General features: G+C 68.0%; 16 protein-coding genes. 8 read left to right on the top strand and 8 right to left on the bottom strand.

Translation table 11 applies throughout. The features are described 5' to 3' along the window. Positions 1–19 precede the first annotated feature (19 nt). Entirely contained in the window at positions 20–604 is a 585-nt protein-coding gene (locus tag SYV04_RS14025) for an ABC transporter substrate-binding protein (protein ID WP_321546246.1), read from the bottom strand. A gap of 219 nt (positions 605–823) precedes the next feature. Between SYV04_RS14025 and metK the strand changes: the two genes are divergently transcribed. Together metK and ahcY are read left to right on the top strand one after the other, a co-directional pair. Then, positions 824–2,005 (top strand): methionine adenosyltransferase, encoded by a 1,182-nt coding sequence (gene metK / locus SYV04_RS14020; RefSeq protein ID WP_321546245.1) that lies wholly within the window; start codon positions 824–826, stop codon positions 2,003–2,005. Positions 2,006–2,104: 99 nt separating this feature from the next. Continuing rightward, positions 2,105–3,409, top strand: coding sequence for an adenosylhomocysteinase (ahcY, locus tag SYV04_RS14015; protein WP_321546244.1), 1,305 nt, complete (start codon positions 2,105–2,107; stop codon positions 3,407–3,409). A gap of 183 nt (positions 3,410–3,592) precedes the next feature. On the opposite strand, the gene SYV04_RS14010 is transcribed toward ahcY, so the two are convergent. Beyond that, the gene (locus tag SYV04_RS14010; protein ID WP_321546243.1) at positions 3,593–4,063 is read right to left on the bottom strand and encodes a YchJ family protein; all 471 of its coding nucleotides are present in this window, start codon (positions 4,061–4,063) and stop codon (positions 3,593–3,595) included. Positions 4,064–4,195: 132 nt separating this feature from the next. Between SYV04_RS14010 and SYV04_RS14005 the strand changes: the two genes are divergently transcribed. Both SYV04_RS14005 and SYV04_RS14000 read left to right on the top strand, forming a co-directional pair. Next, positions 4,196–5,089 carry an undecaprenyl-diphosphate phosphatase gene (locus tag SYV04_RS14005; RefSeq protein WP_321546242.1) on the top strand — a complete coding sequence of 298 codons (894 nt, stop codon included), beginning with the start codon at positions 4,196–4,198 and terminating at the stop codon, positions 5,087–5,089. Position 5,090: 1 nt separating this feature from the next. After that, positions 5,091–5,705 (top strand): CoA pyrophosphatase, encoded by a 615-nt coding sequence (locus SYV04_RS14000; protein ID WP_321546241.1) that lies wholly within the window; start codon positions 5,091–5,093, stop codon positions 5,703–5,705. A 21-nt stretch (positions 5,706–5,726) separates the two neighbouring features. Here the strand turns inward: SYV04_RS14000 and SYV04_RS13995 are convergent, their stop codons facing one another. Next, on the bottom strand, positions 5,727–6,857 hold the full coding sequence (locus tag SYV04_RS13995) for a dipeptidase (protein WP_321546240.1): 1,131 nt from the start codon (positions 6,855–6,857) through the stop codon (positions 5,727–5,729). Positions 6,858–6,999: 142 nt separating this feature from the next. Between SYV04_RS13995 and SYV04_RS13990 the strand changes: the two genes are divergently transcribed. Continuing rightward, positions 7,000–8,052 (top strand): TolB-like translocation protein, encoded by a 1,053-nt coding sequence (locus SYV04_RS13990; protein WP_321546239.1) that lies wholly within the window; start codon positions 7,000–7,002, stop codon positions 8,050–8,052. On the opposite strand, the gene SYV04_RS13985 is transcribed toward SYV04_RS13990, so the two are convergent. Further along, positions 8,049–10,724, bottom strand: a complete 2,676-nt coding sequence (locus SYV04_RS13985; RefSeq protein ID WP_321546238.1) for a serine/threonine-protein kinase — start codon at positions 10,722–10,724, stop codon at positions 8,049–8,051. The two genes, SYV04_RS13990 and SYV04_RS13985, sit on opposite strands and share 4 nt — an antisense overlap. A gap of 186 nt (positions 10,725–10,910) precedes the next feature. Between SYV04_RS13985 and SYV04_RS13980 the strand changes: the two genes are divergently transcribed. Then, entirely contained in the window at positions 10,911–11,381 is a 471-nt protein-coding gene (locus SYV04_RS13980; protein ID WP_321546237.1) for a hypothetical protein, read from the top strand. A gap of 21 nt (positions 11,382–11,402) precedes the next feature. On the opposite strand, the gene SYV04_RS13975 is transcribed toward SYV04_RS13980, so the two are convergent. From SYV04_RS13975 to SYV04_RS13965, 3 genes are read right to left on the bottom strand one after another with little or no spacing between them, the layout of a single operon-like run. Next, positions 11,403–11,807, bottom strand: a complete 405-nt coding sequence (locus SYV04_RS13975) for a hypothetical protein (protein WP_321546236.1) — start codon at positions 11,805–11,807, stop codon at positions 11,403–11,405. Next, entirely contained in the window at positions 11,804–12,613 is an 810-nt protein-coding gene (locus SYV04_RS13970) for a formylglycine-generating enzyme family protein (RefSeq protein ID WP_321546235.1), read from the bottom strand. Before SYV04_RS13970 ends, SYV04_RS13975 begins: the two co-directional genes overlap by 4 nt. 44 nt (positions 12,614–12,657) lie before the next feature. After that, on the bottom strand, positions 12,658–13,857 hold the full coding sequence (locus SYV04_RS13965; RefSeq protein WP_321546234.1) for a hypothetical protein: 1,200 nt from the start codon (positions 13,855–13,857) through the stop codon (positions 12,658–12,660). A gap of 189 nt (positions 13,858–14,046) precedes the next feature. Here SYV04_RS13965 and SYV04_RS13960 point away from each other — a divergent pair, with 189 nt between their 5' ends. Together SYV04_RS13960 and SYV04_RS13955 are read left to right on the top strand one after the other, a co-directional pair. Next, the gene (locus SYV04_RS13960) at positions 14,047–14,691 is read left to right on the top strand and encodes a glutathione S-transferase family protein (RefSeq protein WP_321546233.1); all 645 of its coding nucleotides are present in this window, start codon (positions 14,047–14,049) and stop codon (positions 14,689–14,691) included. A 99-nt stretch (positions 14,692–14,790) separates the two neighbouring features. Then, positions 14,791–15,504, top strand: a complete 714-nt coding sequence (locus SYV04_RS13955; RefSeq protein WP_321546232.1) for a Yip1 family protein — start codon at positions 14,791–14,793, stop codon at positions 15,502–15,504. A gap of 45 nt (positions 15,505–15,549) precedes the next feature. On the opposite strand, the gene SYV04_RS13950 is transcribed toward SYV04_RS13955, so the two are convergent. After that, entirely contained in the window at positions 15,550–16,422 is an 873-nt protein-coding gene (locus SYV04_RS13950; protein WP_321546231.1) for a hypothetical protein, read from the bottom strand. Positions 16,423–16,837: the final 415 nt, after the last annotated feature.

Genomic DNA, 16,837 nt, shown 5'->3' with positions numbered 1-16,837 from the left:
GGGTGAGCGAACGGGCAGGTTACTTGATCTGCACCGAGGCGAGCTCCTTGTCCTTGGAGCGCATCGCGTCGAGCAGCGCGTCCCAGCCGCCATCCTTCAGCAGCGGGCGGACCTGATCATCGCGAATGCCGGTGAGCATCGAGTCGCCGAGCACCACCACGTCCACCACCTTCCAGCCGGCCTTGTCCTTGGCCAGGCTGTACTTGAGCTTGAGCTCCTGCTTCTTCATCGGGTGGTCGATGACGATGGTGGAGGCCACCTTCGCCTCCTCGCCCGTCACCTCGGGGTCCTCGTAGGTGATGGAGGCCAGGTTCTTGAAGTTGTCGCGGACCTTGGGGAAGGCGATCTTCGCGAACAGGTTGTGGAAGAGCTGGACGAACTCCTTGCGCTGCGCCTCGGTGCCCTTGTCCCACGCATCGCCCAGCAGGAAGCGGGCCTGCTGCTCACCGCCGAAGTGCTTGAGAGCGGCCACGTCCTTGTTGTAGCGCACGGACTGGACGACGGTCTTCACGGGCTTGGAGACTGCCTCGTTGGGCGCGGCGAGCGCCGGCAGAGAGAGAACGAGGGCAGCCAGAAGGGGCACGGAGCGGAGGCGAGCGTTCATACGAGTCCTTGTTCCTTGGGAAGCGAGGGCTTCCTGTAGCCCAGGGGAACGCGCGGCGCTCCGGAAAATTCACGCCGTGCCTTCCGGCTCCTGCCTGCCCGGCTGGTGCTCGCGGGGCGAATTCTCCGGGCGTTTTCGGGGTTTGACTCTCGAAGGAGCCCACGTCTAGTGTCGCCGCGCTATTCGTGGTTCCTGCCTGCCCGCTACTTTCGAGAAGACATGCCTACCGACTTCATGTTCACGTCTGAATCCGTTACCGAAGGCCACCCGGACAAGATCGCCGATCAGATCTCCGACGGGGTGCTGGACGCCATCCTCGCCAAGGATCCGCAGGGCCGCGTGGCCGTGGAGACCCTGGTCAAGACGGGCCTCGCCATCGTGGCGGGCGAGGTGACGACGAACTGTTACGTGGACATCCCGAAGATCGTCCGCAGCACCATCTGCCGCATCGGCTACACCGATAGCTCCATGGGCTATGACGGCAACACCTGCGGCGTCATGGTGGCCATCGAGGGCCAGAGCCAGGACATCGCGCGCGGCGTGGACAACAAGAAGGAGCAGGGCGCCGGCGACCAGGGCATGATGTTCGGCTTCGCCTGCGACGAGACGCCGGAGCTGATGCCGGCCCCGCTGCACTACGCCCACGCGCTGACCCGCCGGCTGGCCGAGGTGCGCCGCAAGCAGCACGACTGGATCCGCCCGGACGGCAAGAGCCAGGTCAGCGTGCAGTACAAGGATGGCCGCCCGGTGCGCATCGACACGGTGGTGGTGTCCACGCAGCACTCGGAGGACATCTCCAACAAGAAGATCCACGAGGCCATCCGCGAGGACGTCATCGCCAAGGCGCTGCCGGCCAAGCTCCTGGACAAGAAGACCAAGTTCTTCATCAACCCCACGGGCCGCTTCGTGGTGGGTGGCCCCATGGGCGACTCGGGCGTGACGGGCCGGAAGATCATCGTCGACACCTACGGCGGCATGGGCCGTCACGGTGGCGGCGCCTTCTCGGGCAAGGATCCGTCGAAGGTGGACCGCTCGGCTGCCTACATGGGCCGCTACATCGCCAAGAACGTGGTGGCCGCCGGGCTGGCGCGCCGCTGCGAGGTGCAGGTCTCCTACGCCATCGGCGTGGCGGACCCGGTCAGCGTGATGGTGGAGACGTTCGGCACCGCCACGGCGTCCGAGGAGAAGATCGCCGATGCGGTCCGCGACGTGTTCAACCTGCGTCCGCGCGGCATCATCGAGACCCTGGACCTGCTGCGGCCCATCTACCAGAAGACGGCCGCCTACGGTCACTTCGGCCGCTCGGAGAAGGAGTTCACCTGGGAGCGCACCGACAAGAAGGACGCGCTGGTCGACGCCCTGGGCGGTTCGGCGCGCCTGAAGGCGGTCGGCAACTCGTAAGCAGCTTCGGCCTGAGCGACGCTCCGGCTTGAATGAACGCGCGTGCCCCATCTAGGGTCACGCGCGTTTCTTTTTTCTCCAACCGAGGGAGCCACCGACATGGCCAAGCTCAGCAGCCTCAAGCGTCCGAAGAACAGCTTTGCCCCCGTGCACTGCGACATCAAGGACCCCTCGCTGGCGGACAAGGGGCGCGGCCGCATCGAGTGGGCGGGACGTACCATGCCGGTGCTGACGCAGATCCAGGAGCGCTTCCTTCGGCAGAAGCCCCTCAAGGGGATGAAGGTGACGGCGTGCCTGCACGTCACCGCCGAGACGGCCAACCTCATGGTGGCGCTCAAGGCGGGAGGGGCGGAGGTGTCGCTGTGTGCCTCCAACCCGCTGAGCACGCAGGACGACGTGGCCGCGGCGCTGGTGGCCGACTACGGCATGTCCATCTTCGCCATCAAGGGGGAGGACCACGAGACGTACTACCGCCACATCGACCAGGCGCTGGAGGGCGGGCCGCACCTCACCATGGATGACGGCGCGGACGTGGTGGGTGTGCTGCACAGCAAGCACCGGGACCTGATGAAGGATGTCATCGGAGGGACGGAGGAGACCACGACGGGCGTCATCCGCCTGCGCGCCATGGCGCGGGACCAGGTGCTGGGCTACCCCATCGTCGGGGTGAACGAGGCGAAGACGAAGCACCTGTTCGACAACCGCTACGGCACGGGCCAGTCGACGCTCGACGGTATCATCCGCGCCACCAACCGGATGCTGGCGGGCAGCGTGTTCGTGGTGGCGGGCTACGGCTGGTGTGGGCGGGGACTGGCGATGCGCGCCAAGGGCATGGGCGCCGATGTGGTCGTCACCGAGGTGGACCCCACCACGGCGCTCGAGGCGGTGATGGACGGCTACCGCGTCATGCCGATGGGCGAGGCGGCGAAGATCGGCGACTTCTTCTGCACGGTGACGGGCAACGTCAGCGTCATCCGCGCCGAGCACTTCGAGAAGATGAAGGATGGCGCCATCGTCTGCAACTCGGGCCACTTCAACGTGGAGCTGGACCTGAAGGCGCTGCACAAGCTGTCCAAGCGCCGCGCGTTCATCCGCGAGTTCGTGGAGGAGTTCACCCTGCGCAGTGGCAAGAAGGTCATCGTGCTGGGCGAGGGCCGCCTCATCAACCTGGCCTCGGCGGAAGGGCACCCCTCCAGCGTGATGGACATGTCCTTCGCCAACCAGGCGCTGTGCTCCGAGTGGATCGTCAAGAACCACGAGGCGCTGGAGAAGAAGGTCTACGGGGTGCCCGAGCACATCGATCAGGAGATCGCCCGGCTCAAGCTCAAGAGCCTGGGCGTGAAGATCGACGCGCTCACCAAGGAGCAGGTGAAGTACCTGGCATCCTGGAACGAGGGGACCTGAGAGGAAGGGAAGGGTTGCTGCCCGAGTGAAGAAGCCGCTGGTTTTTGGCGACCTTTTCAAGGTCTGGAGCGGGTTCGAACCGCGATCGAGTGTGAGTCGATTGTCCAGTGCGTGTAGGGCCTCTTCGGCCGGGCAGCTATCCAAGTAGACGAAATGTCCCCCGAAATCCTGACGGGGGATTTTTCACGCGGGAAAAGTCGCCAGCGTGAGCGCCTCGGGAGGCCCCGCCAGCTCGCGGGGCAGGCGCGGCACGCCGGACACGTAGCGCCAGCCTGTCCCGTCATGGCGGAAGTCCGAGCGCTCCACGAAGGAGCGGTCCTTGCCCTTCTCGAACACCTTGGCGAAGAAGAGCACCTGCGCCACGCCGTGCGCATCCGCCGGTCGGCGGTCCATCACCACCAGCCCGGGGTACTGGTGGCTCTGCGCGAAGGCGCGCAGCTCTCGCACCACCTCGGCCTCCGGTCGCGCCCGGTCCGGGTGCTCCGGGTGCAGCGTCTTCCAGAGGTAGGCCGCCTCCTTGAGGGCGAAGGCGCTGTAGCGCGAGCGCATCAGCGCCTCGGCGTCGGGCGGCTCGGCTTCGCCACGGTGGTAGGGCGCACAGCACTGGCGGTAGCGAAGGCCGGAGGAGCAGGGGCAGGGCGGGGCAGGGGGCATGAGCGTCGGACAGCAGCCTACCGCTAGCGAGGGGGTTGCCCACCTCCGGACGTATGCAGGGGTGGACAGTCCACCGGGTGGACATGGGCCTTGCGGGCAGGGGGTGAAGGGCTTACATCCGGGCTTCTTCCTATGAGTCTCATCGAAGCCATCGTCCTCGGGCTGGTCCAGGGGCTCACCGAGTTCCTCCCCATCAGCTCCACCGCGCACCTGCGCATCGTCCCGGAGCTGCTCGGCTGGAAGGATCCCGGCGCGGCCTACTCCGCCGTCATCCAGCTGGGCACCGTGGCCGCCGTGCTCATCTACTTCCGAGGCGACCTGGTGAAGCTCACCGTGGCCTTCTTCCAGGGCCTCGCGCGCCGCCAGCCGTTCGCCACCCTCGAGGCGCGGCTGGCCTGGTTCGTCCTCGTGGGCACCCTGCCCATCGGCGTGTGCGGCCTGGCCTTCAAGAAGTACATCGAGAGCTCGCTGCGCTCGCTCTACATCATCTCCGCCAGCCTCATCATCCTGGCGATCATCCTCTTCATCGTCGAGCGGATCGCCTCGCACAAGCGCACCGTGGCCGACATGGGCTGGAAGGATGCGCTGATCATCGGCGCGTGGCAGTCCGTGGCGCTCATCCCCGGCTCGTCGCGCTCGGGCACCACGCTCACCGGAGCCCTGTCGCTCGGCTTGCGGCGCGAGGACGCGGCGCGCTACTCCTTCCTGCTCTCCATCCCGGCCACCACCCTGGCGGGCGTCTTCGAGCTCAAGCACCTGCTGGAAGCCGACACCCGGCCCTCGGCGTTGACCCTGTGGGTGGGAACCCTGGTGGCCTTTGGCTCGGGCTGGGCGGCCATCGCCTGGCTGCTGCGCTATCTTCGCACCCGGTCGACGATGGTCTTCGTCGTGTATCGTGTGGCGCTGGGCCTGGCGCTGATCGGGCTGCTGCAGGCCGGGGTGCTCCAGCCGCTCTCGGGGGTGGAGAACCTCACGCCTCCGGAGCAGCCCCTGAAGCCTCCCGTAGAGAAGCAGGTAACGGACTGACGTGGACTCCTTCTTCGACACCCTCGAGGCCCGCATCGCCTCTCACCCGCCTCGGCCGCTGAACCTGCCGGGGCTGGTGCTGCGGGAGTCGGCGGTGCTCGTTCCGCTCTTCGAGCGCGACGGGGTGCCGCACATCCTCTTCACGCGTCGCCCCGCTCACCTGCGCACGCACGCCAACCAGTTCTCCTTCCCGGGAGGCGGCAGGGACCCCGAGGACGCCACGCCGCTGCACACCGCGCTCCGGGAGACCGAGGAGGAACTGGGCATCGACCGCTCGCGGGTCCGGGTGCTCGGCATGCTGGACGAGGTGCCCACCACCACCTCGTTCCGCATCCAGCCCTTCGTGGGCGTCATCCCTGGAGATGGGCAGTACCGGCCCAGCGCCGAGGAGGTGGCCTTCATCCTCGAGGTGCCGCTCGTCGGGCTGCTGGACCCCGCCATCCGCCGCACGGAGAAGCGCACCGTGCGCGAGGTGGAGTACGACGTGTTCTTCTATACCTACAACACCCACGTCATCTGGGGCGCCACGGCGCGCATCCTCTACGACTTGCTTCACCACGTTGCGGCGCTGCCCGCCAGTGTCTTCCGTGCCCCAGCGGGCAGGGGCACGGGGTAAGAGGCCACTCGCCCTGCTGGGCTAGGCCTTCCAGACCTCGCGGAACAGGCGGACGAAGTTGCCGCCGAGCACCTTGTCGACCCGCGCGGAGCTCCAGCCCAGAGCCCGCAGGTCCGCCGCGAGCCGGTCGTAGCGGTCCACGCTGTTGTAGCCCTCGACGAGGTTGAAGACGTCCGCCGTCTCTCCCGGAGCGGCGATGCCCCGCTTGGTGCGACTCTCGAAGAACTTTCGGTGCTCCTCGCGCATCTTGTCGTCGATCGTGTAGCCCATCAGCGGGTTGTCGGTGCCGATGCCGACGTGGTCCTCGCCGCAGACATTGACCGCATGGGCGAGGTGACGCTGGAGGTCCTCGGTCCCTGGCTGTCCCTGGGCCTTGATGAAGGGCATCAGGTACACGCCGAACACGCCGCCCTTGGCCGCCAGCGCCCGCAGCTCGGCATCATGGACGTTGCGCGGGAGGTCGACGAGCGCTCGGCAGCCGCTGTGGGTGATGGCGAGCGGCGCCTTGCTCTCGGCGATGCCCTCCGCGATGGTCCGCTGCCCGGCATGGCTGAGGTCCAGCAGGACGTTCGCCTCGTTGATCTTCGCGATCACCTCGCGCCCGAAGTCGGAGAGCCCCGCGTTCGCGCGTTCGAGGCATCCGTCGCCCGCGATGTTTCGCTTGTTGTAGGTGAGCTGCATCACCTTGACGCCAAGCGTGGCGAAGGTCGCGACCTTGTCCGGATCGGCCTCGAACGGGGTCGTGTCCTGGAAGTTGTAGATGAGCCCGAGCTTCCCCGCCTCGCGAGCGGCGCGAATGTCGGCGGCGCTCTCGATCTTGGCGAACAGCTTCGAGTGCCTTTGGATCAGCTGGTCCCACCAGGTGATTGACTCGACGGCACCTTGGAAGCGGCTTGGCCCATTGCCCACCTCGGCGATGGTGAGGCTGATCAGATCGATGCGGCGCTGCTTGATCGCGTCGATGAGCCGCTGGGTGGGGACAAGCTTTCCCTCTCCGGCGGGCTCGAGGCCATCGAGGGCGCCTTGCCCATCGACCCAGATCGAGCTGGCCTTGAGTGGACGGGATGGAGTGGCCGGCGTGTTCGCGGCAGCGGGAAGGGCAAGCCCCGCACCCACGGCACCTACAGAGACGAGGAATTGGCGACGGTTCATGGCGTTCGAGCATTGTAACGCCTCACATCTTCACTGCTCTCCCGTCTTCGACGTGCTTTACTGTCAGTAAAGGGGCCGGAATGGAGTGACGATGGGTAGCACTTTCGCAGTTCGTGGCTCGAGGCTCGGTTGGACCTGGTCCGTGGCATTGCTCCTGGGGTTGGCGGGAGGACTGGGCGGCTGTGGGGAAAACACCTGTGAGCCCGAGGGAGAGTTCTTCGCCCAATCCCGGCAGATTGGGGTGATCGCCGTGGACGAAGCGGCTGTCTATTGGACGGCCGTGTCCCAGGATGGGGACAAGCAACTCGGGGAGGTCTGGCGCAAGGCCAAGGACGGGGGCGACCCCCAACGGCTCTACCAGGGCACGGCGGATCCGATCTTCCCCTTCCCGGTGGTGAGCGCGGACGCCACCCACGCGTACTGGTTGGAGCCGTGCAGCCGGCCCGGGGACCCGCCCTGCGCGGAGGTGCGCCGGGTATCCAAGGCAGGAGGCACGGCCCAGACCCTGGTACGCGACCGGGTCTTCTCGTTCGTCTTGGATGGCGACAGGGTCTACTTCTCCACCAGCAGCCAGCAGCAGCGCAATGGCAATCCCTCGACTCCCGAGGCCGATGGGGCCGTGTGGTCGATGCCCAAGGACGGCAGCAGCCCGCCCGTGGCGCTGGTGGAGAACCTCGACAGGCTGCGGCACGTGGCTGTCGACGCCACGCACGTGTACTTCGTCGCCGCCAGGGCAACAGCCACGGGACGTGAGGCATTGATCTCCCGCGTCCCCAAGACGGGCGGAGCCGTGGAGATCGCCGCGCTGACCGGCATCAGCCCATACTCCTTCGTGCTGACGGACGAGTGGCTCGTCTTCCACATGGACAGGAGCCTGTCCAGAGTGGGCAAGGGTGAGCAGCAGCCCGCCTTCATCAAGAACTACACGGAAGACCCCGTGGACGGTCTCGTGGTGGTGGGGGACACGGTGTACTTCGGGGACTCGGGTCACACCGAGGGGACGACGCTGGACCCTGACGCCAGCAACTACATCTGCGGCGCCATTCGCTCGATTCCCCTCTCCGGGGGTGAGGTCAAGACCTTCTCCGAGGAGGAGATTCGTCCCCACTCGCTCATGACGGATGGGACGATGCTCTATTGGGTGAGCGGCTCGAGCGACTCCCCCTCCAATACGATCCGTCGCTCGAAGCTCTAAAGGGACCGGCCGGCGACGCCTGGGTGCTTCGCGAGCCAGGCGTCCACCTTCGCCACTCCCTCCGCATCCTTGGCTTGTTCGTACTCGGCGCGCGCCTTTCGGGCGCGCTCCAGTGCCTGTGAGCGCTGGGGTCCTCGCGTGTCCAGTGCCTGGGCCATTCCCAGGTACGCATCGCCCCGCTGACCCGGTGGGGCGAGCGCGAGGACTCGTTCGAAGAGCGGCAGGGCCCGCGCGGGCTCGTTCAGCTTCAGGTAGCTCTGCGCCAGGCCCGTCGCCGAGTAGCTCAGGTCCACGTGCGTCTTGCCCAGCGCCTTCTCCTTGATGGCGAGCGCCTTCTGGTAGCTCTCCCGGGCCTCCCGGTATTGCCCCTTGCCCAGGTAGGCCTCCCCCACCACGTCGTAGGTGCCGCCCACCTGGAGGTGCTCGGGGCCGAAGGTGGCAAGGTTGATCTCCAGCGCACGGCGCGCGTGGCCCAAGGACTTCTCGAAGTCGTTCAGGCTGAGGTGGGTCTGCGCCAGGGCGTAGTGGAGGTTGGCGGCCAGGGGGTGGTCGGCGCCACTGAGGCGCTCACGCAGCGCGAGCGCGTCGCTGATCGCTCGGCTTGCTTCCGCGAAGCGGCCCTCCTTGCGGTGGACGATGCCGATGTTGCCCAGGACATTGGCGCGGCGGGCATGCTCCGGGCCCAGGTGGCGCTCGACCAGCTCGAGCGACTTCTGGAAGGCCGTGAGCGCCTCGGGCTGGCGGTTCTGGCGCAGGTACGCCACGCCCAGGTTGTTGAGCAGCTCGCTCTCTATGTCGGGAGGGTGGGACAGGCGCACCAGCGCGGACTGCGCCAGCTGGCTCCACTGCAGCGTCGTGTCGAAGCGCTTCCGGTCGAAGCCCACCACGAAGACGAGCATGGTCGCCGCGCGGGCCACCACCTCGTCACTGCGCGCGGCGAAGGCGGTGCTGAGGGCCTCGAAGAGGTGGCGCTCCGCCGGCGCCAGCTCGTTGCGGCGCGCGAGCAGCCAGCCGTGCCGTAGCGTCGCCTCCGCCACCAGAGGTCGGTACCCGAGCGCGCTGGCCGCCTTCACCGCTGGCTCCGCCACCTTCAGCCCCTGCTCGTATCGGCCCGCGTCGGTCAGTGCCTTGAGCTGCGCCAGCTCGCCGGAGAGGCGCTCGATCTCCTCCCTCGTCTGAGGAGCGTCGGGAGCGGGCTCTACCTGGCTCAGCGCGTCCACGTTCTCGCAGCCGCGCACGGAGGGCAGGAGCGAGACGGTATCGGCCGCCTTGCCCAACAGGTCGGCGTCCGCCGTGGCCAACACCCCGGTGACGGCCTTCAAGTCCTGGAGGCGCCGTTCCAGGCACACCACCCGGAGGGACATCAGCGCCTCGGTCTGCTCGCCTCGCAGGCGCGTGGCGCGGCAGGCCTCGGTGCTCGCCTCGACCCAGCCGCGTGCGTACGCATCCAGCATGCTGGAGACCTGGGTGGCTACGTTCGCCGCCTGAGGCTGGCCGGTCGCCACCAGGGACTCGGTCACCCGGCGGCGGCTCGGCTCATCCCAGATGTCCACCAGCTTCTGCTCCGCGCCGGTACACAGCAGCTCCTGGCTTCGCGCCGCCTGACGGGCGTACCAGGTGCCGCCGCCAGCGCTCGCCGCCAACACGAGGGCTGCGGCCGCGGCCACCCGTCGGGTCCTCCGAGGCTGGTACTCCAGTTGCGCGAGCAGGGCCTCCATGGAGGCAAAGCGCTTCTCCGGCTCGGGCGCCAGCCCGCGCATGAGCACCCGCCAGAGGTACCGCGGCACCTTCGAGTCCTCGGGCGGCTCGAAGGCGCCCGTGGCCGCGTTGACGGGACGGGGGTTGAGGGTGCGCTGGCTGTCGCGCTGCGTGCCCTTCTGGGAGGAGCCCGGACTGGACTCCCCGCCCCGCGAGGGCGAGCGCTGCCGATCGAAGGGGCGCACGCCATAGAGCCCCCAGTAGAGCGCCACACAGAAGCTGAACTGATCCGAGCGCGCGTCGGGCGGCGCTCCGCGGCGCTGCTCCGGCGCCATGTACGAGAGGGTCCCCACCACCAGGCCGTCCTGGGTGAGCTGGGCCAGCTCCGCGCCGTCTGGAATGGCGGCCATCTCCGGCAGCGTGGCGCGGCGGGCCCCGGCCTCCTCGTCGTTCTCCAGGCGCGCCAGACCGAAGTCGGTGACGCGGATGCGCCCGTCCTTGCCGATCAGCACGTTGTCGGGCTTGAAGTCGCGGTGGACGAGCCCCACCGCATGCGCCCCCGACAGTCCGCGCCCGGCGGCCAGGTAGGTGTCCAGCACCTCGCTCCAGGAGCGCGGCTTCTCCTTCAGCCACTTCTTGAGGGTGTTGCCGTCGACGAACTCCATGGCGACGAAGACGCTGTCGTCCAGGGTCCCCACGTCATAGACGGAGATGACGTTGGGGTGCGAGACACGGGCCATGGCCTGGGCCTCGCGCAGCAGGCGGGCCTGGCCTCGGGTGGGGCCGTCGATCTGCTGCTTGTCGGTGCGCAGCAGCTTGATGGCGACGCGGCGGCCGAGATCCGGATCCCACGCCGCGTACACGACGCCCATGCCGCCTTCCCCGACGCGCTCCAGGATGAGGTAGCGCCCCACGGTCTCTCCCCGTCGGGGCTGGCGCCCAGGGCTGGGCGGGGCTGGGGGCTGGTGCTCCATGGGAGGGTCTTTCCTGCCGGGGAAGGGGAGGCTTCCCAATTATCGCAAGTTCGAGGGCAGCGATTCGGGGCGCTGGAAACCCTCGTAATTCCAGGAGGTGGAGTGGAACGCGAAACCGGAGCGCAACTTTTGCTCTCGGTGACTGAGAACTCAGATGCGCTTCCTCCTTTTCGCCGAGGCCTTCCGATGAGCCGCCTGAAGCTTGATTCCGCCCCCGCTCTCAGGATTTCCATTCCGCGCAGCACCGTCGAGCCCAAGGCGGCGCCGCAGCGCCAGGAGAAGCCGCAGCGGGCGGATCGCTTCGAGACCGGGACGAACAAGCTCTCGGGCCGTCGCGCCGAGGGTGATGTCTTCGAGCGGTCGGGCAAGGCGGACCGAGGCGCGAAGTCCGCGCCGGGCCCCGTGGGTTCTCGCCCGCTGCCGAAGACGCTGGAGCCCCTCGCGGGCGCGCTCGATGACATCGCCAAGAAGCTCGCGGGGGACAGCACCCTGGACTCCAAGGACAAGCTCAAGGCGGCGATCAAGGATGCGGTCGACAAGCTCGGGCTCAGCGAGCAGGACGCCCGCAAGGCCTACCGAGAGGTCAAGCACGCGGTCCGGTACTACAAGGGCAGCGATCCCGACTTCGGCGCCACCGGTGGCCTCAACGTGAAGTAGGGCGCGGCGGGCCCCGCCCGCTCAGTGCGGGGCGGCCGGGGCAGGTGTCTCGAGCGCCTGGAGCAGCTCCGGCGTCGCCTTGCGCAACGCTTGGACGCGGGGCTCCGCCAGCACCCAGGTCTCTCCGTCCTTGCGCAGGAAGGCCACTCGCTCTCCTGCCTCGGGCGGCTTCGTGAAGTTGCCTCCGTCCTTGCCGGGCTCCACCTGGATGGAGAGCTCCACCGGGCCCGGCAGCTGCCCCTTGTAGACGGTGAGCGGCACCAGCGTGGTGCGCCACTTCTCGGGGGACTGGAAGAACCAGGAGGTGCGCTTGAAGGGCTTCACCTCCACGCGCGCCACCACCTCGGCGCTCGCGACCATCTCCTGCACCGGAACCGGCGGCAGCGCCATCATCCACCCCAGCGTCAAGAGCGTCAGCGCCTTCATGCGCCTCCGACCCGCTTCAACAGCATCTGCCCCGCCAGGCGGAAGCCCAACCCGGGGAAGCGCGTGGCGGGTGCGTGCGCCGTGCGCACCGTGGCGCGCAGCGTCAACACGGTGCCCTTGAAGAAGTCGTTGCGCACCGCGCGATCCCTCGGCCCCACGCGCTTGTCGTCGATCGAGCCGGGGTAGGGGCGATAGAGGTCCGCGGTCCACTCGGCCACGTTGCCCGCCAGGTGCATCACGCCAAAGGGGCTCTTGCCCTCGGGCAGGCTGTCCACCGGCACGGTGTCCTCGGGTTTGGTGTCCCGGGTGGTGCAGCGCTTGGGGTCGAACTCCATGCCCCAGGGGTAGAGCCGCCCATCCGTGCCACGCGCGGCGAACTCCCACTCGGCCTCGGTGGGCAGCCGCAGATCCTTCCACTGGGCGTAGGCCATCGCCTCGAACCAGCTCACCCCATGCACCGGGTGGCGCGCGTGGCCCTCGGGGAAGCGCCCCTGGCTCCAGCTCAGCGGGCCCGGCTGGCCCGTGCGGTCCACGAAGCGCTCCTTGAGCTTCGCCACGTCTACCTCGGGCTCCTCGCGCAACGCCTGCCACACGTCGTCGCGCGAGTAGCCTCCGTCGGCGATGAAGGCCGCGTACTCCTCACAGGTGACGGGGGCCTCCGCCAGGCGGTACGGCCCCACGGCCACCGGGTGCGCCGGCTCCTCTCGGTGGAAGGAGAAGGGCTCTTGGGGCCACTGGCGCTGCAGCTGCTCACGCACCTGCCGCGAAAGCCCCATCTCGAAGCGGCCTCCACCGATATCAATCACGCAAGCCTCCTGGGTCCAGCCCTCGTTCTACCCGAGGGCGGGGCTCAGCTGGGAACCATTGCGCTCTTGACCCACTTCAGGAAGTCCTCCTCGCTCATGGACTGGATGCCCGTGTTCGGGTCCTCGACGATGCGCGGCGGGTCCTCCAGCTTGTCGCCCTGCGTGCCGCCCGGTCCGTGCGGGTTGCGGAAGTAGACGCGGCCGTTCTCCACCCGGTCCACCACCACCGCGTGTCCGCCCTCCTTGCCCTCACCCCACTTCATGCGGATGTAGGTGTCCTGAGGCGAACGCTCCTTCAGCAGGTTGAGGACCTCCTCCTCGCCGGGAGTGAAGTTCCACATGCTGCCGCTCTCGTTGTCGAAGCCCTTGCTGAAGAGCCCCTCGAGCGCGTCCTCCTGCTCGCCCGCGTCCAGGCCCTCGTCCTTGTCGGCCACGTTGCTGTAGTCGTCCTCGTCGCCGCCCTTGGCGTACTGCATCATCGCCGACTGGAACAGGCGCTCGCTCGAGGAGCGGTCCGTGGCCGAGTCCATCGCGATGCTGTCCTTGTCACGGCTCAGCGTGTCGCCGTTGGCCAGCTTCACCTCGCCGCTCTCGGAGGTCAGCCCCGCCATCAGCCGCATGTACTCGGCCGGGTTGCTGCTGTTGAGCATGTACTGCATGGACGTCACCGTGCAGGTGCCGCGGTCATGCTGGTTGATCTGCCCCGGGTTCGAGGCCTCCTGGGTGATGGAGCCCAGCAGGCTCTCGCGCGTCACGCCCGCGTCCGCGAAGGACTGGGGCATGGGCTGGGTGGCGATCTGGTGCAGGTTGGACAGCAGCGTCTTGCCCGTGGTGTCCGTGTCCAGCAGCGCCGTCTTCCCGTTCACCTGGCGCTCGGCCAGGTCCACCATGTTGCGCTGGCCCGCGGCGTCCATCGTGTCGAACACCTCGAGCGCCTGCTTCTGCTGCTCGGTCGACAGCGACTTGTAGCCCTCGGTGGCCTGGAACTCATCCCGCGTCTTGTTGGCCTTGGCGTCCCCGACGCCCGCGGCACCCGTGGCACCCGTGGCTCCGCCGGCCTCGGCGACAGCCCCGCCGGCCGCCTTCGCCGCGGCCCCGATGGCCTTGCCCCCGGTGCTGAAGGTGTCCTTGGACTGATCAATCGCCGGGCGAACCACCTTCGGCTCGGGAGCCGGGGCCTCGGGACGGGAGAACTTCTCAACCGAACCCACGGAAGAACTGCCGCCATCCACGCGCCGAATCATTTGCGACTCCAGTGTGCTTGAACCCTTAATCCGATTATCGCGAATGATCCGGCGGGGTTGCCTCGTGCCCCTCCATGAGGCCGTGCCTACTTTTCCGCACCCGTTCTGTCTTACATGCACCGACTTCCCGGCTAGAGTCCGGCCCTCATTCCCCCTTCCTCCAGAGAAAGTGAGCCGATCGTGATTCGGGTGAGCGCGTTTCGTTGGGTACCGCCTTTTGCCCAGGGCCTGGTGAGAGACCTTCGCGTGCGCTGGGCGCTCGAAGAGGCGGGCCTTGCCTATGAGGAGATGCTGATCGGACCGGAGGATCAGAAGTCCGACAGCTACCGCCGCATGCAGCCGTTCGGGCAGGTGCCTGTCTATGAGGAGGACGGGCTGGTGCTCTTCGAGTCCGGCGCGATCCTCCTGCACATCGCCGAGCGCTCCGAGGTGTTGCTGCCGTCCGAGCCCCACGCACGGGCGCGCGCGAAGACGTGGGTGTTCGCGGCGCTGAACTCGATCGAGCCACATGTGCAGAACTACACCTCGCTCGACCTGTTCTTCGCCAAGGAGGAGTGGGCGAAGTTGCGCCGACCGTCCGCGCTCGAGACGGTGCAGGGGCGGCTGGAGTCCCTGGCCCGCTGGATGGAAGGGCGCGAGTACCTCGAGGAGCGGTTCACCGCGGGCGACCTGATGATGACGACGGTGCTGCGCATCCTGCGTCACACGGACGTGCTCACGAAGATACCGGTGCTCGAGGCCTATCGCCTGCGGTGCGAGGCGCGGCCGGCCTTCCAGAAGGCGCTGGCCGCGCAGATGGCGCCCTTCGCCAAGAACGCGCCCGCCGGGAAGTAGTGGGGCATAGCGAGGCGGTGCCAAGGCGCGCCAGGATGCGCGGCCATGCAAGCGCACTGCCCCCACTGTTCCAAGCACGTCGAGGTCCCGAGCCCTGGCATGCAGACGTGCCCTGCCTGCCAGCGGCGGTTCAATGTCCCCGTTCCGATCGAGCGCGCGCCCACGCCCTGGGAGCGCCGGGGCGAGCTGGGCTTCGTGCAAGCGGTGTGGCAGACCCTCAAGCAGACGATGCTCCACCCCGACACGTTCTGGAGCTCGGTCAGGCCCGAGGCGCCCTGGGTGGACGCGATGCTCTACGGGTGGATGCTCACCGTCGTGGGCGCGGTGCTCCAGGTGCCCTTCAACATGCTGACCTTCTCGACCATGCGCAGGCAGATGGAGTCGGCGATGGCGGCGGGCGGGCCCACCCCTCCCGAGTTCGAGCGAGTCATGGGGTGGGTGAGTGACAACGCGGCGGGGCTCTCGGGGGGCTTCGCGCTGGCCACCATCGTCCTCTACCCGCTCTCCTTCGTCCTCTCGGGCGCGGTGATCCACCTGGGGTGTCTGATCTTCGGCGCCAACCGCAACGGCTTTGGCGCCACCCTGAGGGTGGTCGGCTACTCCTCGGCCCCCGTGCTCCTGGCGTGGGTGCCGGCCGTGGGAGGCGCAGCGGGGCTCTACGTCCTGGTGCTCGAGATCTGGGGCATCTACAAGGTCCAGGAGACCACCGTGGGTCGGGCCATTGGCGGGGTGCTCTCCCTCACGGTGGGGCTGGTGTGTTGCTCCTGTGGTGTCCTGGGCGCAGGCGCCGTCACGATGCTCCTTCAGCGCTGATTCGCGGCCTGCTGGCGCTGACGTGTCGGGAGCCGCACAAGCCAGCTATGCGAGCCTGGGCTCCACGGGGATCGTCTGCACGAAGGGCACCGTCAGGTCCGTGGGGCGCATGAGCTCGGGGCGACCGCCGGGGGTGCCACCATTCTTGAAGGTGTTGAGCTGGCCCACGATCGACCACTGGCCCGGGCTGTTGTTCGTGGGCTGGGTGTAGTGGATGAAGGGCGTGGCACCCGTCGGGGTCCCGTGACGCCCCGTGGGGTGCGAGTAGTCGCCAGGCGTGAAGCTCCCCGCGGGGCGCAGGTGCGGGCGCTGCGCGAGGAAGTCCTTCAGCTCGTTCGCGCCATTCTTCGAGTAGTCCGCGTGGTGGAGGAAGGACAGCGTGTTCGTCTTCGTGTCGTGCAGGGCGTGGACGGCGCAGCCGTTGAGGGCCCCCGTCACCACCGTGTTCGGCTGACCGGGACGGGGATGGAGCGGCACACCCTCGATGCCCGCGAACTTCCCCTGCCCTGTCGAGAGGTAGTGCAGGTAGTGCGCCTGGATGCCCTGGCCACCCGCGCCGGTGACGGACAGGTTCGAGTTGCCCTGGTGCTGGTGGGCGTTCAGCGTCACCACGGAGTCGTTCGCATGGACGAAGGGCTTGTTGGCGTTGGGGAGCGCCACGCCCTGCGGCGCGCCGCCCGGGAACATGTTGTAGGCGTTCAGGGTGTTCTGTCCCGCGTGGGCCAGCGGGTTGGAGCCAAACGACGTGGTGACGTCCTTCCCCGGCTGCCGCGGGGGCTGGGTGTCGAACCCATCCTTGAAGAGCTTCGGCTGGGAGGAGGGCTTCGAGCTCGTGGGCGAAGGGGCCCGCGGCAGGTCGGTCTTGGTTCCGGAGAGGGAGGAGGGGCTCTTGAAGCCGCCGAGCTTGAGGCCTTTCATGGGGTGACTCCTGTCATCAAAGAGGTTCGCCACGCTTCCCAATGCGGCTGGCGTGCCAACGCGCAAGGCAGCGGGCTCGAGGAAGCACCTCTGTGAACTCAAGCGCTTGGGAGTTCCTGGCCAGGACCGAGGCGCCGCGAACCGCGGGCCCGCTGGTAACTGGAGTTTCGGCCTGGTGTCTCCCGTTACCAGCTCGACAGCTGCTCAGGGCCATGCGGCGCTGGCGAGGGCGGTGCTCCCCGAGGAGGCATTGAACGCCGCGTCGCGTGTGTTAAGAGGAGCGAACGGTCGGCAGTTCACCGAGGCGTCGCCGCCCCGCGAGGGGAGCTAAACCTGCCCCTTGCTGTGACACGCACTTATCCCCGTGCCGAGTCGTAAGACGGCGACCCACGACATCCTTTTTGGAACGGCGCAT

Origin of the sequence: Hyalangium ruber (assembly GCF_034259325.1) — a bacterium.
GTDB classification, from domain to species: domain Bacteria; phylum Myxococcota; class Myxococcia; order Myxococcales; family Myxococcaceae; genus Hyalangium_A; species Hyalangium_A rubrum.
Note: the sequence above shows the minus strand (reverse complement) of the source record. Positions and strands in the feature narration are given on the sequence as shown.